This is a genomic window from Streptomyces sp. NPDC093097 (genome assembly GCF_044754325.1).
Taxonomy (GTDB): domain Bacteria; phylum Actinomycetota; class Actinomycetes; order Streptomycetales; family Streptomycetaceae; genus Streptomyces.
The window spans coordinates 324,315-349,684 of the sequence record NZ_JBIVOW010000002.1 but is presented as its reverse complement, the minus strand read 5'-3'; the positions used below and the strand labels follow the sequence as shown (position 1 = coordinate 349,684).

22 protein-coding genes and 1 pseudogene are annotated in these 25,370 nt (G+C 71.0%); 11 read left to right on the top strand and 12 right to left on the bottom strand.

The window, feature by feature from the left end; genetic code table 11:
* The first annotated feature begins 546 nt into the window (after positions 1 to 546).
* The 4 genes from ACIQE0_RS04480 to ACIQE0_RS04465 all read left to right on the top strand — a co-directional run bounded on the left by ACIQE0_RS04480 (position 547) and on the right by ACIQE0_RS04465 (position 5,275).
* Positions 547 to 2,220, top strand: a complete 1,674-nt coding sequence (locus ACIQE0_RS04480; RefSeq protein WP_402329013.1) for a recombinase family protein — start codon at positions 547 to 549, stop codon at positions 2,218 to 2,220.
* 659 nt (positions 2,221 to 2,879) lie between these two features.
* Positions 2,880 to 3,335, top strand: a complete 456-nt coding sequence (locus ACIQE0_RS04475; RefSeq protein WP_402329011.1) for a hypothetical protein — start codon at positions 2,880 to 2,882, stop codon at positions 3,333 to 3,335.
* Positions 3,302 to 4,222, top strand: a complete 921-nt coding sequence (locus ACIQE0_RS04470) for a phage major capsid protein (protein WP_402329250.1) — start codon at positions 3,302 to 3,304, stop codon at positions 4,220 to 4,222. The genes ACIQE0_RS04475 and ACIQE0_RS04470 overlap by 34 nt, the downstream gene beginning before the upstream one ends.
* Before the next feature lie 555 nt (positions 4,223 to 4,777).
* Positions 4,778 to 5,275: a phage terminase small subunit P27 family gene (locus ACIQE0_RS04465; RefSeq protein ID WP_402329009.1), complete on the top strand. Its 498-nt coding sequence runs from the start codon at positions 4,778 to 4,780 to the stop codon at positions 5,273 to 5,275.
* A 101-nt stretch (positions 5,276 to 5,376) separates the two neighbouring features.
* Here ACIQE0_RS04465 and ACIQE0_RS04460 read toward each other — a convergent pair whose 3' ends face one another.
* Positions 5,377 to 6,150: a hypothetical protein gene (locus ACIQE0_RS04460; RefSeq protein ID WP_402329248.1), complete on the bottom strand. Its 774-nt coding sequence runs from the start codon at positions 6,148 to 6,150 to the stop codon at positions 5,377 to 5,379.
* A gap of 240 nt (positions 6,151 to 6,390) precedes the next feature.
* A pseudogene (locus tag ACIQE0_RS04455) lies at positions 6,391 to 6,588 on the bottom strand (helix-turn-helix transcriptional regulator); the annotation flags it as partial.
* A gap of 716 nt (positions 6,589 to 7,304) precedes the next feature.
* On the opposite strand from ACIQE0_RS04455, the gene ACIQE0_RS04450 reads away from it, so the two are divergent.
* Positions 7,305 to 7,739, top strand: a complete 435-nt coding sequence (locus ACIQE0_RS04450) for a glycine-rich domain-containing protein (protein ID WP_402329007.1) — start codon at positions 7,305 to 7,307, stop codon at positions 7,737 to 7,739.
* A 319-nt stretch (positions 7,740 to 8,058) separates the two neighbouring features.
* On the opposite strand, the gene ACIQE0_RS04445 is transcribed toward ACIQE0_RS04450, so the two are convergent.
* Positions 8,059 to 8,319 carry a GntR family transcriptional regulator gene (locus ACIQE0_RS04445; RefSeq protein ID WP_402329005.1) on the bottom strand — a complete coding sequence of 87 codons (261 nt, stop codon included), beginning with the start codon at positions 8,317 to 8,319 and terminating at the stop codon, positions 8,059 to 8,061.
* 174 nt (positions 8,320 to 8,493) lie between these two features.
* Here ACIQE0_RS04445 and ACIQE0_RS04440 point away from each other — a divergent pair, with 174 nt between their 5' ends.
* The gene (locus ACIQE0_RS04440) at positions 8,494 to 8,817 is read left to right on the top strand and encodes a hypothetical protein (RefSeq protein ID WP_366334842.1); all 324 of its coding nucleotides are present in this window, start codon (positions 8,494 to 8,496) and stop codon (positions 8,815 to 8,817) included.
* A 310-nt stretch (positions 8,818 to 9,127) separates the two neighbouring features.
* Here the strand turns inward: ACIQE0_RS04440 and ACIQE0_RS04435 are convergent, their stop codons facing one another.
* From ACIQE0_RS04435 to ACIQE0_RS04425, 3 genes are all read right to left on the bottom strand, one after another.
* Positions 9,128 to 10,744 (bottom strand): transporter, encoded by a 1,617-nt coding sequence (locus ACIQE0_RS04435; RefSeq protein ID WP_366339800.1) that lies wholly within the window; start codon positions 10,742 to 10,744, stop codon positions 9,128 to 9,130.
* Positions 10,741 to 11,580, bottom strand: a complete 840-nt coding sequence (locus ACIQE0_RS04430; RefSeq protein ID WP_402329003.1) for an ABC transporter ATP-binding protein — start codon at positions 11,578 to 11,580, stop codon at positions 10,741 to 10,743. Before ACIQE0_RS04430 ends, ACIQE0_RS04435 begins: the two co-directional genes overlap by 4 nt.
* A 95-nt stretch (positions 11,581 to 11,675) precedes the next feature.
* Positions 11,676 to 12,347, bottom strand: a complete 672-nt coding sequence (locus ACIQE0_RS04425; protein WP_366339802.1) for a bifunctional DNA primase/polymerase — start codon at positions 12,345 to 12,347, stop codon at positions 11,676 to 11,678.
* Positions 12,348 to 12,818: 471 nt separating this feature from the next.
* Between ACIQE0_RS04425 and ACIQE0_RS04420 the strand changes: the two genes are divergently transcribed.
* Positions 12,819 to 14,213: a transcriptional regulator gene (locus ACIQE0_RS04420; RefSeq protein ID WP_366339804.1), complete on the top strand. Its 1,395-nt coding sequence runs from the start codon at positions 12,819 to 12,821 to the stop codon at positions 14,211 to 14,213.
* Between the two features lie 259 nt (positions 14,214 to 14,472).
* Complete coding sequence (locus tag ACIQE0_RS04415) at positions 14,473 to 16,101, top strand: hypothetical protein (RefSeq protein WP_402329001.1); 1,629 nt, start codon at positions 14,473 to 14,475, stop codon at positions 16,099 to 16,101.
* 36 nt (positions 16,102 to 16,137) lie between these two features.
* Here the strand turns inward: ACIQE0_RS04415 and ACIQE0_RS04410 are convergent, their stop codons facing one another.
* Positions 16,138 to 17,523, bottom strand: coding sequence for an ABC transporter substrate-binding protein (locus ACIQE0_RS04410; RefSeq protein ID WP_402328999.1), 1,386 nt, complete (start codon positions 17,521 to 17,523; stop codon positions 16,138 to 16,140).
* Positions 17,524 to 17,694: 171 nt separating this feature from the next.
* Here ACIQE0_RS04410 and ACIQE0_RS04405 point away from each other — a divergent pair, with 171 nt between their 5' ends.
* Both ACIQE0_RS04405 and purU read left to right on the top strand, forming a co-directional pair.
* Entirely contained in the window at positions 17,695 to 18,153 is a 459-nt protein-coding gene (locus ACIQE0_RS04405) for a hypothetical protein (RefSeq protein WP_402329246.1), read from the top strand.
* Between the two features lie 58 nt (positions 18,154 to 18,211).
* Entirely contained in the window at positions 18,212 to 19,093 is an 882-nt protein-coding gene (purU, locus tag ACIQE0_RS04400; RefSeq protein ID WP_366339810.1) for a formyltetrahydrofolate deformylase, read from the top strand.
* A 114-nt stretch (positions 19,094 to 19,207) separates the two neighbouring features.
* Here the strand turns inward: purU and ACIQE0_RS04395 are convergent, their stop codons facing one another.
* Entirely contained in the window at positions 19,208 to 20,560 is a 1,353-nt protein-coding gene (locus ACIQE0_RS04395; RefSeq protein ID WP_402328997.1) for a zf-HC2 domain-containing protein, read from the bottom strand.
* Entirely contained in the window at positions 20,557 to 21,204 is a 648-nt protein-coding gene (locus ACIQE0_RS04390; RefSeq protein WP_366339814.1) for a sigma-70 family RNA polymerase sigma factor, read from the bottom strand. The genes ACIQE0_RS04395 and ACIQE0_RS04390 overlap by 4 nt, the downstream gene beginning before the upstream one ends.
* 601 nt (positions 21,205 to 21,805) lie before the next feature.
* Between ACIQE0_RS04390 and ACIQE0_RS04385 the strand changes: the two genes are divergently transcribed.
* The gene (locus ACIQE0_RS04385; RefSeq protein WP_384105001.1) at positions 21,806 to 22,180 is read left to right on the top strand and encodes an STAS domain-containing protein; all 375 of its coding nucleotides are present in this window, start codon (positions 21,806 to 21,808) and stop codon (positions 22,178 to 22,180) included.
* A 206-nt stretch (positions 22,181 to 22,386) separates the two neighbouring features.
* Here ACIQE0_RS04385 and ACIQE0_RS04380 read toward each other — a convergent pair whose 3' ends face one another.
* From ACIQE0_RS04380 to ACIQE0_RS04370, 3 genes are all read right to left on the bottom strand, one after another.
* A complete protein-coding gene (locus ACIQE0_RS04380) occupies positions 22,387 to 23,535 on the bottom strand; it encodes a sensor histidine kinase (protein ID WP_402328995.1) in 1,149 nt (382 codons plus the stop codon).
* Between the two features lie 149 nt (positions 23,536 to 23,684).
* Positions 23,685 to 24,347, bottom strand: coding sequence for a response regulator transcription factor (locus tag ACIQE0_RS04375; RefSeq protein WP_366339820.1), 663 nt, complete (start codon positions 24,345 to 24,347; stop codon positions 23,685 to 23,687).
* 308 nt (positions 24,348 to 24,655) lie between these two features.
* The gene (locus tag ACIQE0_RS04370) at positions 24,656 to 25,228 is read right to left on the bottom strand and encodes a hypothetical protein (RefSeq protein ID WP_402328993.1); all 573 of its coding nucleotides are present in this window, start codon (positions 25,226 to 25,228) and stop codon (positions 24,656 to 24,658) included.
* Positions 25,229 to 25,370: the final 142 nt, after the last annotated feature.

Sequence of the window (25,370 nt, the reverse complement as noted above, 5' to 3'; positions counted from 1 at the left end):
GGGGGGGGGGGGGGGGGGTGGGTGTGGTGGGGGTGTGGTGGTGTTTTCTATTCTACCCCACCCACCCCCCCCCCCCCCCCCCCCCCCAAACACCCCACACCCGTCACCCACCACCAACACCAGCGGCCCCACCCCACAAACAACCCCCACCAACGGCGAGGCCCCCCACGGCGGGAAACCCCCGAAGCTCCAGAGTCATAGTTCTGGAGTGATCGCCCCATGGCGGCATCTACGCAGGTCAAGCGGCCCGAGAACCCTTCGCCCTCCACGGAAACTGTGGAGAGAAACACGTCAGCACCTGTCAGCGGGAATCCGTCCGTACCTACTACGCGCACCCCGGCGAACGGGTCCACGTCTGCGCAAGTCGAGCGGTCTGGGGATTCGCTGGGCCCTACAGAGAGGGTGGAGAAGTACGAATTCGGAACACCCTCGGTCCCTACAGCTCGGGTGAAGAGGCATACAGCAGCATCCGTGCAGGTCAGCTCCGGTGCGGGCAAGGCTCGCTCCCTAACGAATGCAGTGAAGAACGATGGGACTGTAGGAACCGTGTTCGCCGAGACCCTGCGCGGGGTCCGGTGCATCCGTCTGTCGGTGCGGACGGATGAGACGACCAGCCCCGAGCGGCAGCGCGAAGCCGACGACATAGCGGCGGCAGCCCTCGGGATCGACTTCGGAGAGGGGGATGCACTTCGGGAAGCCGTGGACCTGGACGTGTCCGCGTCCAAGATCGGCCCCTTTGATCGTCCGCAGCTCGGCGGATGGCTCGCCCGTCCGACAGCATTCGATGCCCTGGTGTTCTGGCGCTTCGACCGTGCCATCCGGTCCATGTGCGACATGTACCAGCTCGCCGAGTGGGCACGCGAGCACCGCAAAATGATCGTGTTCGCCGAGGGCATCGGCGGGGGCCGGCTCGTCTTCGACTTCCGCAACCCCATGGACCCCATGAGCGAACTCATGATGCTCATGCTCGCCTTTGCCGCACAGGTGGAGTCGCAGAGCATCAGTGACCGGGTGACCGGCGCGCAGGCAGCCATGCGGAAGATGGCGCTTCGGTGGCGCGGCGGCGGTCGCCCGCCGTTCGGCTACCTGCCTGCCCCCATGCCCAAGGAACACGGCGGGGTCGGCTGGACACTCGTCCCCGATCCGGACGCCGTGCGCGTCATCGAGCGGATCATTGCCGCACTGCTGGAAGGCATGAGCCCGCATGCCATCGCGCTCATGCTCAATGCGGACGGGGTTCTGTCACCCTCCGAGCACTGGAAGGCGTACACGGCCCGCACCAAGGGCACCACCGACGCCGACAGCGAGGCGGACGCGCCGAAGAAGAAGCCCGTGCAGTGGCGTTCTCAGCACATCGTCACGATGCTGACCAGCCCCGCACTGCTGGGCTGGAAGATGCACAAGGGCAAGCCCGTCCGTGACGACCAGGGCAACCCCGTCATGGCGACTGAAACGTCGATCGTGACGCGAGAGGAGTTCGACCAGATCGGCGCACTGTTGGCGCCGAAACCGACGGCGGAGAAGGCCCCGACGCGTAGGGACTCGGTGGCGCTGCTGCTGCGGGTCATCCACTGCACCGGATGCGGCAGCCGCATGTACCTCAACAAGTCCTCCGGGGCCTACGGGTGCAGCTCGTACAAGTACGGGACGTACTGCCCGGCCCCCGTCACCATCCGGGGCACGTGGGTGGACGAGTACGTGACCGCCGAGTTCCTGCGCTTGGCTGGCCCCGTGCAGTTCACGCGCATCACGGAGATACCCGGGTATGACCCTCAGCCTGAACTCGACGCCACCGCCGCCGAGTTCGCCGAACACCAGCAACAAAAGGGACGCCAGAAGTCCAAGGCAGCCCAAGCCGAGTGGCAGCGCCGCGCAGACGCACTTGACGCGCGGCTGGCCGAGCTGGAGACGAGAGAGAAGACCGAGCCCCGGCGCGAGATCGTCCCCACCGGTCGCACGTTCGCCGACGAATGGCACGCATCCGACACAGCAGGGAAACGCGCCATGCTCATCGAGGCAGGCGCACGCCTGGACGTGAAGCGCGGCACCAAGGGCGGATGGCGCACGCTCGACCTGCGACGAGTGGAGTTCACCATCACCGGGGACCTTGACCCCTGCATCGGTGAAGCCGCAGCTATGGCCGATCACCTCGCAGCGGAAGGCAACCCCAAGCACGCTCCTACACCCGGGGCGAACGCACACCGGAACCTGACACCGTAGACGCTCGCAACCGCCGCGTAGCCGGCCATCACGGGCCCGAACAGCCCCGGTAGGCCCCAACGGTCGCCGGGGCTTTCGCGTGCCCGCAGGCAGGCGCACAGACACCCTGTGGGGCTTGGTGGGCTCCGGGGTCGGGTCGGGCTGCCCTGCAGCGGAGAGGGAGGGTGTTGGAGTGACGGTTTTCACCACTTTTTTAGAACACGTAGAAAAAATAAGAGAGAAGAGAGACCGGACCACTTTTCGACACACCGCCACGGTTCGGCACTCTGGGAACCTTCGCTCTCCATTACAGCCCGGGAGAGAGGCCGGTGATCCTGCTTGGCGCCCCTCGGGGGCCCGGGAAACCTCCGCTCTCCACATAGACCGAGAGCGAGAACAGTCCGACTGTCCGAAACGGTCCGGGAAACCTCCGCCCTCCACAGTGAATGAAAGCGGGATTACCGCGCACCCGCCCCACGGGGGGACTTCGGCGGGCTGAGTGCCCACTCTCGGAACAGCGATGCCCAAGTCCCCTGCGCTCGGCCCGCAGTACAAGTTAGCCGAACCGCGTACCAGGCAACGGCCTGAACTCTTTTCGTCCCCTGACGTGACCACGCGCAGGGGCTTTTTCATGCCCACTTCTGGAAGGAGCGCTGCCCCGACCAGGGCGGCAGCCACGTATGGAAACCACCGAGAACATTCACGATCAGGACGAGCACGCCAAGGCCCCCGAGGGTCCCGCCACAGCGCCCGCTGGGGGTCCCGCAGTCGATGGCGGGGAGTCCGTTCCGGAGGATCACCGCCAAGCCCTAGAGGAAGCGCACAGCCGCTTGGAGGCAGCGCAAAAGCGGATTGACGCGATGCTGTTGCGGGAAATCGAGCGCCAGGCGGCGCAGCGTCTCGACGTTCCCTCCGACCTATTTGACTTGGGAAAGCAGAAGGTTGCTGATCTGCTTGGCGAGGACGGCGACGTTGACACGGGAAAGGTCACTGCCGCTATCGAATCCCTGCTGAAGTCCCGCCCCAATCTTGCTGCACGTCCGACCGGTTGGGGTGACGTTGGCGGCGGGCCGCGCAGCAGCACCAATGACGACACGCCCGACTGGAACACCGCACTGCGCGGACACCACGGCTGACACGCCGAATCAACCAGTCCGACACGCCGAACAGGAGAGAAAGCATGTCCATTTACACCAACACGCCCGGCGCGCAAGGGGTTCTTCCCGACGAGTACGGCGCATTGGTCGAGAAGCCCGTTCAGGAACTGTCGCTCGCCATGCAAGTGGGCACCATCGTTCCGACCGGCAGCACGCGCTACCGCGTTCCACTGCTTGCGTCTGACGTCACGGTCGGTGCCGTGGAAGAGGGCGCGGAAATCACCCCGTCCGACGTGAAGTTCGATGAAATCGTGGTGACCCCGGCCAAGTTCGCGGGACTTACCGTGATCAGCCGGGAGATGGCGGAGGACAGTTCCCCGTCGGCTGGCGATCAGGTCGGACGGTCCATTGCCCGACAGATTGCCAACAGCGTGGACAATGCACTGTTGAACAAGCTCACTGCCCCGAACCCTTCGGGACTCGCTGCGCTGGACGGCATATCGAAGGTGTCCGCGCCCGTTACCTACACCAACCTGGACCCACTGGAAGAAGCACTGTCGTTGTCTGAGGCTGCGGGCGGCAACATCACCGCATGGGTCATGAGCGCGGCAACGACACTGGAACTGGCAAAGCTGAAGGATCAAGCGAACTCGAATCGTGGCCTGCTCAACTCCGATATGACTGCCGTGGGTCGGCGACAGATCCTCGGGCGTCCGGTGTTCGTGTCGCCGTATGCGCCGGCGGACGTGGTCTACGGAATTAGCCGGGCCGACATGCTCACCGTTGTTCGCGAGGGCACGCGCTTGGACGTGGACAAGTCCGTCTACTTCACTAGTGACCGCGTGGCCGTCAAGGGCACTATGCGCGTCGGATTCGCATTCCCCGTCGCCGGGGCGCACGTGATGATTCAGAACGCTGCCAAGTAACCACAATGGGCCGAGGCTTAACGCGCCCTCCATCCCCCATTGGAGCCCCCCATGCCAAAGAGACCCCGCCCCCCTTGCTCAATCCCCGGGTGCCCCGAGCTGACGCGGGCCGGCGGTCGCTGCGACCGGCACCAGCGGGAGGCGAACAAGGAGCGTGCGTCGCGTGGTGGCGCTGTCTACACGACTCGTTGGCAGCGCATCCGTAGGGCGTACCTGTACGCGAACCCGTGGTGTGTGCTGTGCGGTGCTGCGGCGAACGTTGCGGATCATTTCCCTTTGAATCGACGGGAGTTGATTGCACGAGGTGACTCGGATCCGGATGCGGCGAAGCATCTTCGTCCGTTGTGCGTCACGTGCCACAACCGGGCGACCGCGCGGCAGCAACCAGGCGGATTCGCTGCTGAAGCTCGTTCGCGCCGTGAGGCTGCCGAGCGCCCGCCGTTCTGACCAGGGGGGTACCCCCTTCCCCTCCGCTGGTTGAGCGGCAGGGAGAAAAGAAACTCGCACCGGAGCAGCGGACGAATTTGGAAGCCCTAGATCAGGAAGCGAGAATGCGTGGCCGACAGATACAGACCCAAGTCAGCCGTCCAGCGGGCACGTGAAGGGAACCCTTCAAAGACTGCGATCAAAGAGGGGGTAATAGTTCCGCGCGCTGTCCTCGCCGAGCCAGAATGGAACGAGGTATTCAAAATCTCGCCGCACCCTGCTGTTGAGGCAGCGAACACCCGGTGCCGGGAAGTGGCGTCAACCGAGTGGCGACGGATCGTGCCTATCCTCGAAGTGGCCGCCGGGATCGGCGAAGTGGACCACACCACGGTGAAAGATCTGTGCGTGTGCGTCGCTCGCATCGACCAGGCGGAGCGGGACCTGTCCGAGCGCGGGCTCATGGTGACCGCCGAGCGGGGAACCGTGAAGAACGGCGCAGCTACGATCGCGGGACAGTACCGGAGTCAACTGGCCCGCTATATCCGCGAGTTGGGGCTATCGCCGAGTGCCCGAACAGCGATCACAGCACCGGATCCCGAGGATGACGACTCGGATATCTGGGATTGATCGTAGTAGCACAGATCCCTGCCCCGGTGGCAGCTCGCGCTGGGCAGTCGTCGGGGCATTCTGTGTCGCGTCTAGTCGTAGGCGCTGGGCTGGAGCGGGAACTACGTGGCCTGGTGCAGGAGAGCTTGAACTTCGGGGACTTCGGCGTACTCGGCAAGCCGAGTCAACATCACCCGGACTCGTTGCGCTGTGCGATCACTCGCGACGTCCGCCGACAGGCTGATGACTCGTTCCGCCGTAGCCGCAGCTTCCTCCGGCTCGTTCGCGTCGGCGTAAGCCACTGCGAGCCATGAGAGGTAGAGCGCCATTTCCCGCGCATGGGTCGCGTCATACTCCCCGAGCACCTTTCGCAGCATTGGGACAGCGCGGAGGGGGCGGTGTAACTCGGTGTAGACGCGGGATTCCATGACCTGGAGTTCGCCAGCGTTCACCCAGTAGAGCCATGCCGGGGACTCCGTCCCCTTGCTTTCCTTGGCCAGCGCTTCCCCTGCTTCACCCAACGCCCGAAGTGCGTGCTGCGCGTTCTCAGAGCCTCCAGCCTTCGTGTATGCCCACGCCACTCGATCGAGGTACAGCGCGCGAGCCTTTGGGGGTGCATCCAGCCCAGCCTCTTCGAGGGCTGCGAGAGCCAGGTGGAGGCCCTCAACTTCCCGACCAGCATTACTGAGTTGGTAGGCCAGCGAACCGGCGAGATTCCCAGCAAGGGTCCCATCTTCGGCCTGCGCCGCTGCGCCGAGACCTAGCCGGTAGACGCGTTCCGCTTCTTCGCGGCACCCGGCATCGCTCGCGATCCATCCCACAATCTGCGCCAACTCAGCCAACTGGATCAGGAGTTGACGCCCAGTCGCGTTGCTGTATGAGTGCTCTCGGTGCATGCAAATGACTCTTCGAAGCTCTCGCAACGCGGGCCGCAGGAGATCCCCACCCGCTAGGAAGTCGTCGGCCAGCCGTAGGCCATGCACCCGCTGTTGTACGTCATTTACCTGGGCCATGCCGAGACGGCCGCGTGTCCGGCCCCCCAGAGGCGCCAACGGGTCTTCGATGGGTAGGAAGTCGGCTAGCGTCGGCAACGTTGGTTCGCTGGGCGCCTGCGGCGTCGTGAGCACTTCCACGGGAACTCCAAGGGCCGCAGCAAGGAACGGCAGCCACTCGCGGGGCGTTCGCTTCCCCGTTTCCCACCGACTGACTTCCTGTCGGCCTACCGGTTCCCCCTGGACTCCAGCAGCTCGGCAGACTTCCCGTCCTAGCCGGGCCTGACTCCAGCCGAGCCGTTCCCGCTCCCGCTTGATGTTGGCCCCGATGCTGCTCCCCATGGAGCAAGTCTGGCCTACGTCGGGCCGACATGGGGCCGCTAGTGCAGACATTTGCGCAGCGGGACGATCTCCCGTAGCGACATGAAGGGACGGCAGCTATGGCAAGCCAGACCGGCGCGGGTGCAGGCGAAATCAAGTGGGAGTACATGACGTATGCCCCGAGTGGTGTGACGTGCCCGGAGTGCAAAAGGCCCATCGGAGCGTTCGAACCCGCACGCCGGGGCATGCTGGCGCGCCCTGGCGGCCCGCCCACTGTGGTCTACAGACACGCCGGCGGATGCCCGAAATGATCACTGTTGATGACGTGGGGATGCGAGTCGAGGACACTTCAGGACGTATCGGAATCCTGCGTGATGTGATCTGCGACTTCGAAGACCCTGCCGCCCCTCCGAGCGAGCGCCGAAAGCAACATGTGGCGTTTATCCGTCCGGAGCGTGGTGGTCGTGAATGGCTCGTCTCACTGGATCAGGTTCAGCGAGCTTAGGCGCGGTACGGCCGCTGCTTCCGCGACGGGCCGACATGAGTCCCCGCCCTGCCCTCCTGTAAGCGTCGGTTGGCGAGGGCGGGTTCCACCATCCAAGGAAAGGCGCAAGGCGCGTCTCCGGTCGCCAAGCCTGGACAGCGATCACGGCCAGAGACGGCCCTGTGCACGACACACCACCTACAGGAGGTCGTACATGAACACAGTACGAGCGTTGGTCGGGGAGGCGTCCTTCATGGGCGTCGTCAACACGGTGGAGGACAACAATCCCGGCATGGAACTCAGCCTTGCCGAACGGATCGTCGTGGAGGGGCTGAAGTTCGTTACCGCCTGCTCCCGCTTCCCCGGCGACGGCCTGGCACCGTCCCGAGTGGTTGACGAAGGCTGGCATGGACTCATCCTCCACACCAAGGTGTACGCGGACCTGTGCGAGCACCTGGGCGGAGACTTCGTGCACCACTTCCCCGGCTGGGACCCGATGAACTACGACCCCAGCGTCCTGGATCGCACCCGCGACAGGATCCGGCAGTGCGGCTACAGCGTCGATGAAGAACTGTGGGGGCCGCCTGTCGGTGCTGGCGCCCCCCTCGTGACCGTGGCGGCGAACTGCCAGCACTCCACGGAATGTGCCATCAAGCCGATGCCCACGCCGCAAGACCCCCGAGAGTGAACCCTCGCAGCTGACTGGCCAATTGGGCGTAGGTTGGACGCTGGATTGGAGGCTCCATGACTGAGTGGATCAACCCTCGGTACGCATCGCTCGTACGAGCATGGCGCGACGCCCAGACGCAAGCAGGAAACGAGGAAGCCACGACACCCCGACGGGGGTTCATCTGGCCGGGGCACGAAGCCCCGAAGGCTCCGCCAACTAGTGGCGACGAGTAACCGGGCGTCCAGTTCCCCGCAGCTTGACGCAACTCCCATGTCAGGGCGGCGAGTTGGAGGCCCCCGCTCACACCAGGGCGGGGGCCTCCCCGCACCCGCCCCTTCTACGCGCCGCCCTTGCCGCTGCGGTCACTGACGTACGTCCCTCGTTGCGGAACAGTGAAGACATAGCCTTCCTCGCGCAAGAAGCGGACCGCATTGCGCACAGTTTCCCGAGCGACGCCGAAGCGCTGCACCAGAGATGCTTCAGAGGGAATCCGCCGATTCACAGCCAGGGCGCCACTCTCGATGTCAGCGATGATCGCTACCGCGATTTGCCGGTAGACCGGGGTGGGGGATTCATGGTCAACCTCAGATGCAGCCATGTAGTCACAGTAGACATCCAGCCATGTCCCCTACCGAAGGTGTACGTCTATCTACTGAGGTAGACGAAGGTAGACCAGATCCCTTACCGTCAAGCACGAAAACGCCCCGACAGACCGATTAGGCCCGGTCTATCGGGGCTTAGCCGACACAGCTTTCGAGGAGCTGAACGACTCATGCGCGATGCTATCGCCCGTGCGCTGGTGTGCATGCTGCGGTTACTGCTGCCCGCCCGAGGACGACACGCAGCAGTCCCCACCGCCGAACCGAGCACCGAACCCGCACCCGTGAACCCGTGGTCCCGCCCCTGGACCGGGCCGACCAAAGAAGAAGCCGCTGGGTTCTTCCGACAGCAAGCCGAGAGCACACTAGAGCTGCATGTGATCAGGGAGCGGCGGCGCGCGGCAGTGCTCGCCACCATGGGTACGGACTACCCGTACAGCTACCCCGGCGCCCCGTTCCCCGCGTCCTCGTTCGCCACCGAGGGGAGCGCCGCATGAGCTGGCACCGTCAGTGCTTCCCGCTCGTACCACCGGAGCGAGCCGCAACCTGCTGCCGCTGCGGGAAGCCCACGCGCGTTCCTGTCCCCGTGCGCCATGTCCCCCGCACAAGCGGGCCGGACGTGACCATCTACGCCTGCCCCAACTGCGTTGTGCACGTCGTGCCGGGCCCCCTGCCTGGCGAATTGAAGTAGTCCCGCATCGATCAGCCCCGTCCGGGCCATATCCGGACGGGGCCCAATCAGGCCCATCACAGAAGTACCCGTTATGAGCTTCGGGCACCCGACACCGTGGGAGGCCCGTCGGGACACTACTTGCTGACGGCCGCCAAAATCTCCGGCAGTCGCGCCGCCAACCGGGGCGCCGCCACCCGCAGGCCCAGCGCCGCGATGCCCACGCCGTACGCCGCGCCGACCGGTACCAGCAGCCACAACAGGTGCTCCAGGCCCGCCATATGGAGCCAGAAGGTGAGCCCCACCAGGGGCGAGGTCAGCACCGCGGCCGTCAGGAAGCCGGCGAACAGGCTGATCCAGGCGATACCGGCCTGGCCGGGGGCCACGCTGCGGTTGCCCTCGGACGGGATGGAATAGGGGAAGAGGGAGGAGGCCAACGCTCCGGTGGCGACCAGCGCGCCCAGGAGGCCCAGCGAGAGGCCGTAGACCTGGACGAAGGACGACCAGGGGCCGACGAGGGCGGCGGTGCCGACGACGACCAGCGTGACGAACGGGACGGCGATCAGCGCCAGGCTCAACGCACGGGCCCGCAGCTCCTCGTAGGCGTCCCGGGGCGAGGAGATCGTCGAGGCCACCATCCAGAACGCCGAGGTGTCCTGCCCGAACTGGTTGTACATCTGCATGCCGAGCAGGGCGGACGCCGAGAAGGAGGTGTAGAGGCTGCCGTTGCCCTGGACGGTGGTGACGATCGGTAGCAGCAGGCCGATGCCCAGCGCCATCGCCCAGGCCATCTTCGACTTCGGGTCGCGCCAGGCATAGCGCAGCGTGCGCAGCATGACCGTGCCCGTGCGCCCGCCGGGGAGCAGCCGGGCGAGCCCCCGCTCCTCGCCGCCGGTCCGGCGCGCGCTGTCCTTCTCCACGGCCTGGAGGGTGGAGGAGTCCGGCGCGGTCATCAGGGTCGTCAGGGTCCGCTGCCACCACCACAGGAGCAGCGCCAGGGCCAGCACCGTCAGCCCGAGGCCGACCGCCGCGCGCCCGTAGGAGCCGTGGCCGGCGTCGTCCACGGCGGCCAGCGCGGAGGCCGGCGGCACCCAGCGCAGCACCCCGCCCAGCGGCTCCAGGACGGACAGGCCGTCGGGGCGGCCCAGGCGCTGGGCCGCGACGTTGACGACCTGGGCGCCGAGGGCGACGAACAGGCCGCCCAGCACGGCGAGATCGCGGCCCCGGCGGCTGGTCAGCAGCCGCACCGAGGCGGTGGCGACGGCCCGCGCCAGGGCGACGCACACCAGCACCACCAGGACGACGGCCAGGACGCCGACGAGGGCGGCGCCGGTGCCGTGCGCGACCGCGATGACGGTGCCGGTCACCAGGGCGAGCGTGGTCAACGGGCCGATGCCCACCAGTGACGTCACCAGCAGCGCGCCGACCAGCGGGCGCGGCCGCAGCGGCAGCATCACCAGGCGGGTCGGGTCGAGGGTCTCGTCGCCCGTGGGGAAGAACAGCGGCATCACCGCCCAGCCCAGGGCGAGGAGCCCGGCGAGGATGACGGTGAGGCTCCCGGCGTGCGGATTGCCGCGCAGCGCCACCAGGCCGAGCACCGTCACGGCGGCGAAGAGCAGTCCGGCCAGGGCCGAGAGGACGTAGGCCACGGTGCGCCCGGTCGACTGGCGCAGGCCGTTGCGCAGCAGCGTCAGCTTCAGCCGGACGAAGACCGGGACCAGTGAGGAGGGGGAGGCGGTGGTTTCGGTGCTCATCGGGCGCCGCCGCCCAGCCAGTCGAGGTTCTGCCCGGCGTGGCGGTCGCCCGCGCCGACCAGTTCGAGGAACGCGTCCTGGAGCGAGGGGGCGTCGCCGCGCACCGTGGCCAGCGGGCCCTGTGCGCGGATCCGGCCGGCGGCCATCACCGCGACCCAGTCGCAGAGCGACTCGACCAGCTCCATCACGTGGCTGGAGAAGATGACCGTCGCCCCGGAGGAGGTGTAGCGCTCCAGGACGCCGCGGATGGTCTGCGCCGACACCGGGTCGACGCCCTCGAACGGCTCGTCCAGGAAGAGGATTTCCGGGTTGTGCAGCAGGGCCGCGGCCAGGCCGATCTTCTTGCGCATGCCCGTGGAGTAGTCCACGACGAGCTTGTGCTGCGCGCCGGAGAGGTCGAGCACGTCCAGCAGCTGGCCGGCCCGCTTGTCCACCTCGGCGCCCGGGAGGCCGCGCAACCTGCCTATGTAGGCGAGGAGTTCGCGCCCGGAGAGCCGCTCGAAGAGGCGCAGCCCCTCGGGCAGCACGCCGATCCGGGACTTGACCGCCACCGGGTCCCGCCACACGTCGTGGCCGCCGATCTCGACCAGGCCGGAGTCGGGCCGCAGCAGGCCGGTCACCATGGAGAGCGTGGTGGTCTTGCCGGCGCCGTTGGGGCCGACCAGGCCGATGAAGTGGCCCGCGGGCAGCGTCAGATCGATGCCGTGGACCGCGGTCTGCTCACCGAACCGCTTCCACAGTCCCTCGATGCGGACCGCGGGCGGACCGGCCTCGGTGCCGTCCGGGGTCGCGGCCGACCCGTGCTCGTCTTGCCTCATGTCCGGTTCGCTGGCCATGGCCTGCCCTTCGACGTCCCCGCAGGGGCCGGAACATGACCCCCGTCGGCTCCCCACGATACGGGCAGGCGCTGACAAACCCCCTCGGACCCGGGTCAGCGGGCGCGAAGCGCCACCGCGTCACGTGCGCAGGCGTACGCCAGCGGCTTGATCAACTCCTCCGCGTCCGGCAGCCAGCGGTTGCTCACGGTGGGGCGGCGCGCCCACTGCACCGCGCCGTGCGGCCCCACCCGGGTCGGCGGTGCGGCGATGTACTCGCCCTCGCCGCGGCAGACCAGGTCGAGGGCGGCCGGCGTCCAGCCGAGGTCGCGGATCAGGTCCGGGACCTTCGCGGCGGCGCCGGGGAGGACGAGGAAGAGCATCCGGCGGTCGGGGCTGCGGATCACCGGGCCGAGCGTCACGCCCAGCCGCTCCATACGGGCCAGCGCCAGACAGCCCGTCATCTCGGGGACGTCGAGCGCCTCGAACGTCCGGCCCGTCGGGAGCAGGATCGAGGCCCGCGGCTGCGTGCTCCACATCCGGCGCACGGCGGTGGCGCTGCCGGTGGCCAGGGAGGCCCAGCCGGGTGCGGTCGGATGGGCGCCAGGCGAGGGGCAGTTGGCGGTGTCGCACGAGCAGCGCGAGCGATCACCGTCGTGCTCCAGCCATGCGCCGGGGAACACCTCCCAGTGGCGTTCCTCTGCGTAACGCACCGCGGTATCGGTGAGTTGCTCTCCGCGCTGTGTGGGTATCTGCGGGACTCCTGTGACTGCGATGGTCTCTTCCACGCAGGGGACAACTCCCCGTGTCACCAAGGGTTACGGCCGAATGGGTGACTGGCCCGGCGCACCGTTCCCGCACGTGGGGCGCATGGAAGCACCAGTGGGGGCGCGTGTGCGGATGGGGCCCGCGAAGCGGGTAGCCACGTGCGTGACGGGCGGAGAGGCCGCCCGGCGGACGGCCGCGGAGCACCAGGGGAGCCCTGCACCGCGGCGCCGCGACCGGTGCACGGACACCGCGCACTACCCCTCCTCGTGGATCAGCCCTTCGCAGCGCGGACTTCGGGTGCCGCGCTTCGTACGACGACGCACGGGCCTCGCGCATATCGCACGCATCCCGGGCATCTGCTGCGAAGCACGCCCCCTGGTTCGTATCGCGCATATCCTGGATATCTCGGATATCCGGGATATGTACGGGGAATTGATCGCGGGGACGGCGTTCGCCGGTGAACGCGCAGCAGCAGTACAGGGGGTAACACCATGGCCGCCAGGCCACTCGTCGCGCGCCAGCCCAATGAACGGCTGCAAGCGCTGATCCAGGAAGCCGCGTGTTCCAACGCGGGGTTGGCCCGCCGCGTCAACATGTGCGGCGCGGAACACGGTCTCGACCTGCGCTACGACAAGACCTCCGTGGCCCGTTGGCTGCGCGGCCAGCAGCCGCGCGGCCGCGCGCCCGCCATCATCGCCGAGTCGCTCGGCCGCAAACTGGGCCGCACGGTCACCATCGACGAGATCGGGATGGCCGACGGGAAGAACCTCGCGTCCGGGGTGGGCCTGCAGTTCTCGCCGACCGTCCTCGGGGCCATCGAGCAGGTCTGCGAGCTGTGGCGCAGCGACGTCGGACGGCGGGACTTCCTCAGCGGGTCCACGGTCGCCGCCTCCGCGCTGGTCGAGCCCAGCCGGGACTGGCTGATCACCGGCGCGGACAGCCAGGTGTCCCGCAACGCCGGGGCCAGAGTGGGGATTTCGGATGTCGCCGCCGTACGGGCGATGACCTCGGCGCTCAGCGAACTGGACCACCGCTTCGGCTCCGGGCACGTCCGCCCCGTCGTCGTGCACTACCTCAACAGCGTCGTCTCCGGGCTGCTGGCGGGGTCCTACCGCGAGGCGGTGGGGCGGGAACTCTTCGCCGCCGTCGCGCGACTGACCGAACTGGGCGGCTACATGGCCGTCGACACCGGGCAACCAGGGCTGGCGCAGCGCTACTACATCCAGGCGCTCCGCCTGGCGCAGGCGGCCGGCGACCGCGGCTACGGCGGTTACGTCCTCGCCGCCAGCATGAGCCATCTGGCCGCCTCCCTGGGCAATCCGCGGGAGATCGCCCAGCTCGCGCGGGCCGCCCAGGAGGGCGCGCGGGGGCAGGTCACGCCCCGGGTGGAGGCGATGTTCTTCGCCGCGGAGGCGCGCGGGCACGCCCTGTTGGGCGACGCCCGGGCCTTCCAGGGGGTGGCGGGCCGGGCGGTCTCCGCGATGGAGCGCGCCGAGGCGGTCACCGACGCCGGGGACGACCCGGTGTGGATCAGCCACTTCGACCCGGCCTATCTGGCCGACGAACTGGCCCACTGCCACCGGGACTTGGGGCAGCCGGCCCCGGCGGCGCAGCGCGCCCAGGAGGCGCTCGACGGGCATCCGGTGGGCCGGGCGCGGCGCCGCGCCATCGGGCTGGTGCTGCTGGCCGGCGCCCAGGTGCAGCAGCGGGAGATCGAGCTGGCCTGCCATACGGGGACCCAGGCGATCGAGTTGCTCAGCGGGCTGCGCTCGGACCGCGGCGCGGAATATCTGGAGGACTTCCGGCATCGTCTGGAGCCGTATCAGGACGAACCTGTCGTAAGGGAATTCGCCGCCCGGATGGAGCTGCGCGCCGTCGCGGCGTGAGGAATGCCTCAGACGCGGGCCGTGGAAGCCGGGCGAGGGGGCCCGGAGGAGGGGGGAAGAGCGCACCGGCCGAAGGGCGTTCGGCCGTGTGCTGCCGGGGCGGGCCGGGTTTTCCGGCCCGCCCGCCGTGCGGTCGGCGGTCCCGGCGGCGCTCCCGGCCGGTGCGCGCGGCGGTGACCAGGACGCATGGTCGAACGTCGCTGCGAACCGGTAGCGTGCAGCCGACGGTTCCGTAGGTTGCACGATGGTAGGAGTCCCGGTGACGCAGAGCGGACAGGGCAACGACCCGCAGAATTCTGCGGCCGGCCCGGCCAGGGAGGGCATAGTCATGCCCGGCGGCGGCGACACATGGGCGCCCGACCAGCAGGCCGCACCGCCCGCCGGGCAGCCGTGGGGCCAGCCCTGGGGGCCCGGTCAGCAGCCGGCCGGTCAGCAGCCCGGAGCGGCGCCCATCGAGCCGCAGCCGTACGGCCAGGGCCCGGTGCAGGGCTACCAGGCCGCACCGCAGCAGCCCGTTGCGCCGCAGCAGCCCCACCCGTCGTACGGCCAGGGCTTCCCGGCGCCCCAGATGCCGCCGCAGGCCCCGGCGCCCCAGGCGGGCCCGCCGGCCGCCGCCCCGCAGCCGCCCGCGCCCGGCGACCACGCCACCACCGTCCTCCCGCCCCTCGGCGGCCGGCCGAACCAGCCCGCGCCCGGCGGCTTCCCGCCCCAGCAGCAGGTCGGCCCCACCGGCGAACTGGTCCGCGCGACCCCGCAGACCGGCGCCCCGCTGCCGCCCGCGGCGGGCGACCACGCCACCACGGTCCTGCCCCCCCTCTCCGCCGGTGCCGCCCCGCTGCCGCCCGAGGCGGCCCCCCGGCACCAGGACGCGGCCACCCAGATGCTGCGGCCCATCAAGGCGCACCAGGCGCCGCCGGCGGCCCAGCCGATGCCCGGCGCCGACGAGGCCACCCAGCTGATCCCGCCGGTCCCCGGCGGCGGTGCCCCCGGGGCGCCCACCCCGCCGCCCGGAGCGCCGTTCGGCGCCCAGCCTGGCGCGCCCGGCGACCGGCCGACCCCCTCCGAGTTCGACGGCCTGTTCCGGGACGCCCCGGCCGAGTTCACCGCGCAACTGCCGCGCTTCGACGACGCCGGCCACCCGCCGTACGGCCAACAGGCCGGCCCCGGCGGCCCGTTCGCCCCCGGTGGCGGCCACGACCGGCGCACCGCCCACGAGGACGGCGGCAGCCGGCTCCGCAAGCTGCCGCCCGCCGTGATCGTCGGCGCCATCGTGGTGGCGCTGGCCGGTGTCGGCCTCGGTGTCGGCTGGGCGCTCAGCGGCGGCAGCAGCAGCGACAGCGACAGCAGCGCCGACACCTCCCAGAAGCAGCAGGAGCAGGGCGCCAGCAAGGCCAGTGCGCCCCAGGGCGACCAGCCCAAGCCGGCCGAGGACCCGGCCGCGCAGCAGGCCAAGGCGCTGGACGCACTCCTCGCCGACAGCAACAACAGCCGCGCCGCGGTCGTCGGCGCCGTACAGAACATCAAGGGCTGCAACAACCTCGACGGTGCCGCGGGCGATCTGCGGTCCGCCGCCGGCCAGCGCAACGACCTGGTCAAGCGGCTCCAGCAGCTCACCGTGGACAAGATCCCCAACAACGCCCAGCTGACCGCCGCGCTCACCACCGCCTGGCAGTCCTCGGCCGCCGCCGACAACCACTACGCGGCCTGGGCCGACAAGGTCGGCGGCAAGGGCGGCTGCAAGCATGGCCACGCCAAGGGCGGCAAGGAGGCCGCCGACGGGAACGCGGCCAGCGGCGCGGCCACCAAGGCCAAGCAGGAGGCGGCGGGCCTGTGGAACCCGATCGCGCAGAAGTACGGCCTCCAGGCCCACCAGCCGGAACAGCTGTGAGCCGGGCCCGTCCGACGCTCCGGCGTCGGACGGGCGTCAGCCGTCGTCGGCGGGCCGCCGCTCCAGCGTCCTGCCGACGTCGACGAACCCCTGCTGGGCGGCGACCAGTTCGCCGTTCCGGACGACCTGGTACGTCACGTCCGCGTTGACGATCCGCGGGAGGTCCGCGACGGCCAGCATGTCGTCGCTGCGCCAGCGCAGCTTCGGCGTCAGACCGCCGGTGTCGACGGCCTGCTCACCGCGGTCCAGGGCGGTCTGGAGGGCGTGCGCGGTGATGTCCGAGACGCCCGCTTCGGACAGCTGCCGGATCACCGCGCTCAGCACGGTGTAGGCGATCCAGGTCGTCTGGACGCCCTGGTCGGCCGGGTCGAGCCGGTCGTCGTCGAACGCCTCCTGGGTGATCACCCGGCGCATCGGTCCCCAGCGCGGATCGCCCGGTACCGGGTACCAGCCGGTGACGTCCGCGCCCTCCAACGGGCCGGAGGCGCCGCCGCTGCGGTTGACCATCGACTGGTCGACGCTGCCCAGGACGGACCCGACCTGCACCCTGGGGCGGGACTCCTGGAGGCGCCGGAAGGAGTCGAAGAAGGTGTCGGTGTGGTCGCCGAGCGACGCGGCCACACAGGAGCCGGGGGCGACGCCGCCGGCCTTCGCCGTCCCGTAGACGGCCGGTTCCGCGCCCGCCGCCTTCAGGGCGGCGGCCACCTGGTCCGTGTAGTCGGTGCCGGCCTCGGGCGCCCTGATGTCCACCGCCCGGCTCCCATTCCCCCCGGTACGGGCGCCGGCTCCACCGGAGCGGCCGTCGCCGTGCCCGCTGCTGAGGCCGGCGTTGAGCAGCCCCGGCATCTGGTCGCCCTGGATGGTGTCCGGGCGGACCAGCGCCACCCGCCGGCAGTCGCCCGCCAACTGGCGGCCGTTGCCGGCCAGGAGGGCGGCCTGCCCGCCGTTGACGGGGTAGGACAGCGGGCTGGCGAACTCCTCGGCGGAGGCGCCGTATCCGCCGATGTACGGGATGCCGGCCACTTCGAGCGGCGACATGAACGAGCGCCCCCACTGGCTGTACGAGCCGACGACGGCCACCGCCCCGGCGTCCACCGCGCGCTGGGCGCACTGCGTGGCCTGGGCCGAGTCGTTGCGCTCGTTGCAGGTGAGGACCTTCAAGGGGTGGCCGGCGACGCCGCCGCGGGAGTTGACCCAGCGGGCGTACGCCTGCGCCATGGCCGGCATCCCGGGCATGTTGGTGGTCTTCGTGCCCTCGGGCGCCCAGGTCATGACCGTGACCGGCGCCTTCTCCCCGGAAGCCGCCCCGGGGAGGGAGCCGCAGCCGGCCAGCAGCGACGCGATGACCGCCGTGCACGCCGCCGCGGCCGTCGCGGAGGTGCGGGGAAGGGGGCGGGGGGAGGAGCGTCGCCGTCCGGTCATGGCCCCGCAGCCTTCCGCTCCGGCCGGAACGGGTGAGTGACAGGGGCACAACGGACGGTGACGCGGTGGTGAACACCGGGGGGCCGATCGAGACCAATCGGGAGGAACGTACGATCCCATGCTGTGCAAGGTTCGGAGAAGTCTTCCCGTCGCGGCCGCCGCTCGACCACCATGGGCGGTATGCCGCTCTCCGACATGCCGTGGTGGCGCTGGCGCAGCAACGTGCGCTCCGCGCTGCACATGCTCTCCGACCCCGTCTTTCAGCAGCACACCTGGCTGGCCGGCCTCCCCGGCTACGGAGACGTGACCGACGCCGTCTACCGGCTCGTCGAGGACACCTGGCTCGACAACTGGTCCGCCGAGAAGTACATCGGCACGATCTTCCGCGACGCCCAGGAGGCGCAGCTGGTCGACGCCGCCGTCCTCCGGGTGCTGCGCCTCATGCACCAGGTGGGCGCGGACGCCCCGGTCGCCGCGTACATGGAGCACCCCGGCTGGCCGGAGGCCGTACGGGCCGCCCGCGAGGCGCACGTCCACCTGGCCGCCGCGGACGGCGAGGACCCCGACACCGCCCCGCACTCGCTCGCCGCGCTGGCCGCCATGACCGGCGCGCTCCAGACCCCGGCCTGACCGGTGTCCAGTGCGCCCCGGTCTGACCTGCCCGCCGGGTGTGCGACCCTATGAGGTCATGAGCGAGTCGCAGCCCACCCAGCCCGGTCAGAACGACCAGTACATCCTCACCCTCTCCTGTCCGGACAAAAAGGGCATCGTGCATGCGGTGTCCAGCTATCTGTTCATGACCGGCTGCAACATCGAGGACAGCCAGCAGTTCGGCGACCGGGACACCGGGCTGTTCTTCATGCGCGTCCACTTCACCGCGGAGGCGTCGGTCGACGTCGAGAAGCTGCGGGCCAGCTTCGCGGCGGTGGGCGACTCCTTCGGCATGGACTGGCAGATCCACCGCGCCGACTCGAAGATGCGCGTGGTGCTGATGGTGTCCAAGTTCGGGCACTGCCTGAACGACCTGCTCTTCCGCTCCCGGATCGGCGCCCTGCCGATCGAGATCGCGGCCGTGGTCTCCAACCACACCGAGTTCGCCGAGCTGGTCGGCTCCTACGGCATCCCCTTCCGGCACATCCCGGTCACCAAGGACACCAAGGCCGAGGCCGAGGCCCAGCTGCTGGAACTGGTGGAGAAGGAGCGCGTCGAGCTGGTGGTGCTCGCCCGCTACATGCAGGTCCTCTCCGACGACCTCTGCCGGGCCCTGGCCGGCCGCATCATCAACATCCACCACTCCTTCCTCCCCAGCTTCAAGGGCGCCCGGCCCTACCACCAGGCGCACGCCCGCGGGGTGAAGCTGATCGGCGCCACCGCGCACTACGTGACCGCCGACCTCGACGAGGGCCCGATCATCGAGCAGGAGGTCGAGCGGGTCGGCCACGAGGTCAGGCCGGACCAGCTCGTGGCGCTCGGCCGCGACGTGGAGTGCCAGGCGCTGGCCCGCGCCGTGAAGTGGCACAGCGAGCGCCGGGTGCTGCTCAACGGGACCCGGACGGTGGTCTTCGCCTGACGGCCTGACGGCCTGACGGCCTGACGGCCTGACGCGGGCGGTGCGGCCGGAGCGCCGCCGCCCGCGCACCGGCCGTGGCGTGCGGCACCACGGCCGGCCCGGCGGCCGCCCGCCTCAGAGGCGGGAGAGCGCCGCCGCCGCGAACAGCACCTCGCGGATCGCCTCGCGCTCGCCCTGCTGACCCGCCGCGGTCTCCTCCGGCGAGATGTGCCCGGCGGCCAGCTGGCAGAACTCGTCGCTGTCCAGGGCGATTTGGGCGACGACGCCCTCCGGCGAGCCGGCCGCCCCGGGGGAGTCCAGGGCTATGTACCAGTCCCCGCCGCCGTTGCCCTCGACCTCCAGATGGAGCGAGCGGCCCGGGGCGCCCGCGGCGACCAGCTGCTGCGGCGGTGCGGCCAGCCCGGCCTGCCGCCGCTGGGCGAGCGTGGTCGGCAGCAGCCGCGCCGCGAGGTCGACGAGCAGATGGAGGTGGCCGGCGGCCGGTGGCTTGTACGGGTAGTCCACGGCCTCGGCGATGTCCCCGGCGTGCACCCAGGTCTCGAAGGCGCGGTCCAGGAACGCGTCGCGCAGCGAGAGGTCGAACTTGCCGTAGGGGACGGGGAGTTCGGCGGACCCGCCGCCGGCGAACGAGACCGTTCTGACCAGTGCCCGGCTCTGTTCCCGCCACGGGTCGTGCGGCGCCCGCGGCTCGTGCTGCTCGCCCTGGGCGCGCCAGTACGCCTCGGTGCGCCGGCGCGGTCCCGGCTGCTCCGGGGCGTCGGTGCCCAGCGGGTCGGGCAGCCCGAGGGCCGTCGCGACCATGCCGTCCACCGCCATCAGGTGTCCGATCACCCCGCCGACGGTGCTCCCGCGCTCCACCGGCTCCCGGCCGTCGAACCAGCGCAGCCGCACCGGCGCCCGCCACTCCGCCTCGCCCATGTCGCGCAGCAGCGCGTCCAGCTTGGCGGCCTCCGCGTCGAACGGCGTGGCCCACTGCGGTACGGGGATGCGCGCCGGCCGGCGGCCCAGGCAGCCCTCCAACACCCGCGACCGGAGCAGCGGGTCGAGGTCGAGGCTGTCCGCGGGGTGCAGCAGCGCCACCGCGTCGCGCAGGCGCAGGGCCTCCTGCGCGCAGGCGGCGCAGTCCGTCAGATGCTCCTCGACGGCGGCCGTCTCCTCCGGGGAGCAGGCGGACAGCGCCCAGGCACCCAGCAGCGACTTGAGCACCTTGTGGGACGGGGCGGTCGGGGGTGGGTGGCGCGGGCCGGTCTCGTCGCCGGTCACGGGGTCGTCATCGCTCTCGCACTCCGCAGGGACGTCGTGGGACGGGGCGCGGTCCGGGAAGCGGCCGGGCACCGCATGGGGGACGGGCGGGAGGCCCGGCAGCGGACCGTGGTCCTCCGCGGCGGGGCGCGGCGCCGGTATCCGGGGCCGCTCACCGGGGCCCCCGGGACGCCCGCGGCCGTCCCACTCGTCCGGGCCCCTCACAGCGGCCGCCCGTGGCCCGGGCCGGGCGGTGCGGAGTGCGGCGGGCGCGGGGCGTGCGGCCCCCGGGCGGCGCGGCGCATCGGGACCGCCGGCAGCGCCTGGTGGTTGTGGGCGGTGGACAGCAGTTGGAGGCCCAGGCGGAGCCGGCGCCGGGCCTCGTCCTCGGTGACGCCGAGGTCGGCGGCGGTCTGGCGGTAGTCCCGGCGCTGGAAGTACGCCAGCTCCAGGGCCTCGCGCAGCGGGGTGGGCATGGACGTGACGATGTAGTCGGCGCGGGCGGCGGTGGACGCCTCGTGGATCCTCCGCTCCAGCTCGGCGGGCTCGGGGGCGTCCTCGCCGAGGTCGCGGGCCGAGGCGGACTCGGTCTGGCGCAGCCGCTGGACGGCCTGGTGGCGGGTGATTCCGGCCACCCAGGAGCGCAGCGAACCCTGCTTGGGGTCATAGGAGTCGGGGTGCTCCCAGATGTAGCCGAACACCTCGCGGGTGATGCGGTCGGCGGCGTCCTCGTCGTCCAGGACGCGGTGGGCCAGGCTGTGCACCAGCGAGGCGAAGCGGTCGTAGAGCTCGCCGAGCGCGGCCGCCTCGCCGCGGGCGAGCCGCTGCTGCATCCGCCTGTCCCAGCGCGGTGGTGCGTCGTGTGCCATGGGAACCCCCATCCCTGCCCGTCGCGGCCGGGCTCACACCCCGGCCGGCGCTGTCGCCGGGCCCTCTGCCGTGCTCTCAGCCTCCACGGGGGCCCCGTGCTTCGCCGGGCCCCGCGCCGTCACTCCCGCCCACTCTCGTACCCGTACTCACCCCTCCGCTCACGAATCGCGGGCCGTCACCCGATCCGGCGGTCCGCCGTGCCGGGCGCTTTACCTGCGCCCGCCGCGGCGGTTGCCGTGCTCACGAATGTAGTGGGCGGGTCCGACACCGCATGCGCCTTTGCGGCAAAGCCGCTCGCGGGAGCGTTGCGGATGGTAAGGGCGTGACGGCGTGGGGGCGGATCCGGTGGTGCTTCCCGACCGAAGGGGAACGTTGCCGGCCGTTCGTGCCCGTATCGACCCATGCGTTATGCGGGTGTGACCGGTTGCGGGCGAAAACACGCCGTCCTGTGGGCATAGCCTTAGGAAGGTACAGCCTGCCGCGCCACGGAATCGCAAGCGTTTCAGGGGAGAGAGGCCGGGCAGTCGAGCCGGGAAGGGTGGGTTCCGGATGGCAGCCGGCGCACAACCGGTCCGAAAGCGAGCGAAAGGCTTCGAGCGCGTGTCGTTGAAGGTGGTAGAGGACGAAAAGGGCCCATGGGCGGTGCTCCAGGTCTCCGGCGAGATGGACCTGGTCACGTCGCCGGCGGTGCGGCAGCACGTGCACGACGCGGTGGCCGAAGGCCGGCGCTCGCTCGTGCTCGATCTCTCGGAGGTCCGGTTCTGCGACTCCAGCGGCGTCGGCGTGCTGATCGCCGCCCGCCGCCTGATGCGCTCCTGCCAGGGGCGGCTGCGGCTGATCCTGCCCGCCCAGGGCGCCGTCGACGGCTCCCACGTCAACCGCGTCCTGGCCGCCCTCGGCGTCCGCCGGCTCTTCGCGGTCTACCCGGACCTGTCCACTGCGGTGGACGAGGCGGCGGCGCCGCTGTCGGCCTGAGCCGCCCGGCCGGCTCGATCCGTTCGCCGGCCTGATCCGTTCGCCGGTCCGATCTGATCCACCGGTCCGGTCCGGTCCGCCTGAGCCGCTCGGCCGGTCCGGAACGCTCGGCCGCCGAGGACCCGGCCCGACCACCGCTCCCCGCGCCCGACGGGCCCCGCCCTGCTCCAACGGGCCCCGCCCCGCCCCCGGTTGCCGTCCTCCGGCTACCCCGCCGCCCCGTACGGGAACTCCGCCCGTACGACGAAGCCGCCCTCGGCCGTGGGGCGGGCCTCCAGCGCCCCGCCGAGGCTCTGCGCGCGTTCGCGGAGCCCCACCAGTCCGTGCCCGCCGCCCGGGAGCGCGGGGACCGGAACCGCCGCGTCCGGGGGCCCGTTGAGGATCTCCACCCGCAGCCCTTCCCGCCCGTGCGCCGCCGCCCCCGCGGCGCCCGGCGCCGCCAGCTCCACCGCGTCGACCCGGACCCGCACCCGCGCCCCCGGGGCGTGCTTGCGGATGTTGGTGAGCGCCTCCTGGACGGTGCGGAAGGCGGCCCGCTCGACCGTCCTGGCGCCCTGCGGACGGCTCGCTTCGGCCGCAGCCCCCGGCCCCTCGTACGTCACGTCCAGCGCGCTCCTCTCGATCAGCCGCGGCAGCTCGTCGAGGTCCGGCTGCGGCGCCGGCCCGCCCGCCTCCCGGGCGTCGCCGCCGGCCGCCCGCAGCACGCCGACCATATGCCGCAGCTCCTCCAGCGTGCGGACGGACAGTTCGCGGATCGTCCGGGCCCCGCCCCGCGCCGCCTCGTCCTCCGCGCCGACCTGGAGGGCGCCGGCCTGAAGGCTGATCAGGCTGACCTGGTGGGCCACCACATCGTGCATCTCGCGGGCCAGTCGGGCCCGTTCGGTGGCCTTCACCCGCTCCGCCAGCAGCCGGTCCTCGCGGCGCAGGCTGAGGGTCAGGTCCGCGACCCGGGAGGCGAGTTCGCGGCGGGTGCGGACCAGCAGGCCGAGCGCGATCGGGGCCGCGGAGGTGACGCAGGCGTCGATCAGGACCAGGGTGTTCTCCCGGTACGCGGTCGGCTCGAAGTCGGAGATCGGGTACGGCAGGAAGTGCGCGGCGACCAGCAGCAGCGCGCAGCCGCCCAGCCGGACCCGGCTCGGCCGGAGCGCGGCCAGGGTGTAGAGGGCGATCATCGGCGCGAACCAGATGTAGCCGATGTAGAGCCCCGGCAGGGTCACCAGGAACACCAGCAGCGGCCAGCGGCGCCGCAACAGCAGCGCGGCCGCCGCGACCACCGAGACGCCCAGCTCCAGGACCATCTCCAGGCCGTTGACGAGCAGCGCGTCGGCGATCGCCAGCAGTACCGGGACCAGCACCGGCCCGAACCGTCGCAACCGCCCGCCCGGCGGCCCGCCGACGAGCCGGCGGACGGGCCCGGCCGTCCGCCCCTCCCCGGGTATCGGTCCCTCCCCGGCCGTCCGCCCCTGTCCGGATATCCGACCCTCCCCACGGGCCCGGCCGGATCTCACCACGTACCCCGCGGGACCCCGGCGACCAGACCCGCGCGGTCGGCGACGATCGCCGCCTGCACGCGGTTGACACCGCCCAATTTGGCCAGCAGCGCCCGCACATGGTCCTTGACCGTGCTGGGCGCAAGGCCCATCCGCTCCGCGATCTGGGCATTGCCCAGGCCCCCGCCCAGCAGCGCCAGCACCTGCGACTCACGCGGCGTCAGCCCGCTCACCGCCCGGGTCGCGGCCGCCTGGTCCTCGGCGGTCAGATAGCCGCCGATCACCGCCGGGGTCACCCCGGGGTCCAGCACGCTGCCGCCCGCCGCCAACGTGCGTACCGCCCGCACCAGTTGCTCCGGGTCGGAGTCCTTGAGCAGGAAGCCCGCCGCGCCCTGGCGCAGCGCCGCGGTCAGGTACTCCTGGGCGTCGAAGGTGGTGAGCATCGCCACGGCCGGCGGCTCCGGGGCGGCGCGCAGTCCGCGCAGCACGGTCAGCCCGTCCACGTCCGGCATCCGGATGTCGAGCAGGACGACCTCGGCCGCGCAGCTCAGCACGGTCTCCACGGCCTCGGCGCCGCCGCAGTCCGCGACCATCTCGATGTCCGGGGCGGTCCCCAGGATCATCCGCAGTCCAGACCTGACGAGCCGCTCGTCGTCCACCACAGCGACACGGATCACCGGCCGCCCCTTTCTCCTACACACCCGTCCAAGCCCCGGAGCCGCCCCGCACTGCGCGACCCCGACCCCGCCCCGGGTCCCCCTTCGGAGGGCCCTCACCCCCGCCGACCGGCGGGGGTGATCGCCCGACCTGCGGACGATGACGCGGGGCACGACCCGCGGGCAGAGTGGTTCTCATGCTGCACCACTGAAGAGGCCACAAGCCCGGTACGCGTTGCAGCTCACACCGACGACCGCCGCGACCCCCACACGCGACGGACGTCCTCGGCGCGCGGGGGCGGGCCCGGGGAGGACCTTCCCCAACCCGGTCACGACGAGTCTCCGAGGGCTTGTTGTCCCCCGTCCCCGCCGCCGTCCTCGGACGCAACGGACCCCACCGACCCTGCTGGGCCTCCCGAGCCTACCGACCCCGCCGACCGTTCCGGTCCCGGCGAGCCTTCCGTCTCGTCCGCCGCGTCCACCTCGTCCGGTTCGTGTGCCTCGTGCACCTCATCTGCTTCGTCCGGATCGTGTGACCCGTCCGCGTCCGTGACGTCCTCCATTCCCTCCCTCCCCTCCGTTTCCTCCGAACGCCGGTACTCCGCCAGCCGTTCGCCCCGGCTCTCCGCGATCCGTACGGCGTCCCGAAGGGCGAGGAGCAGCTGTGCCGCCAGGAAGCGCAACTGCCCGGCGTCGGCCTTCGGGTCGTCGACGAGCGGTTCGGCGTGGTCCAGCAGCCCGGCGCTCATGGAGAGTTGCAGCACCTCGATCCGGTCCGCGTAGCGGGAGACCGGGCCGTCCTCGGCGTCGTCGGTGAGCAGATAGCAGGGCTGATCGTCGGAGCCGGCCCAGGGGAGCAGCCGGGCAACGGTACGGGCGGATCGGGCAGAGGGGTGCGGCACGGCAGCCTGCTTTCTCCAGGGGGCCCGGGGCGGTGTGCGGCCCGGGGGCCGTCGTCGTCGACGGGCCTGCCACGCTAGGTGGGCCCGGTCGGCCCGGACAGCGACGCCCTGTGCCACTTCGCGCCCGGGGTGGGACGCGGTG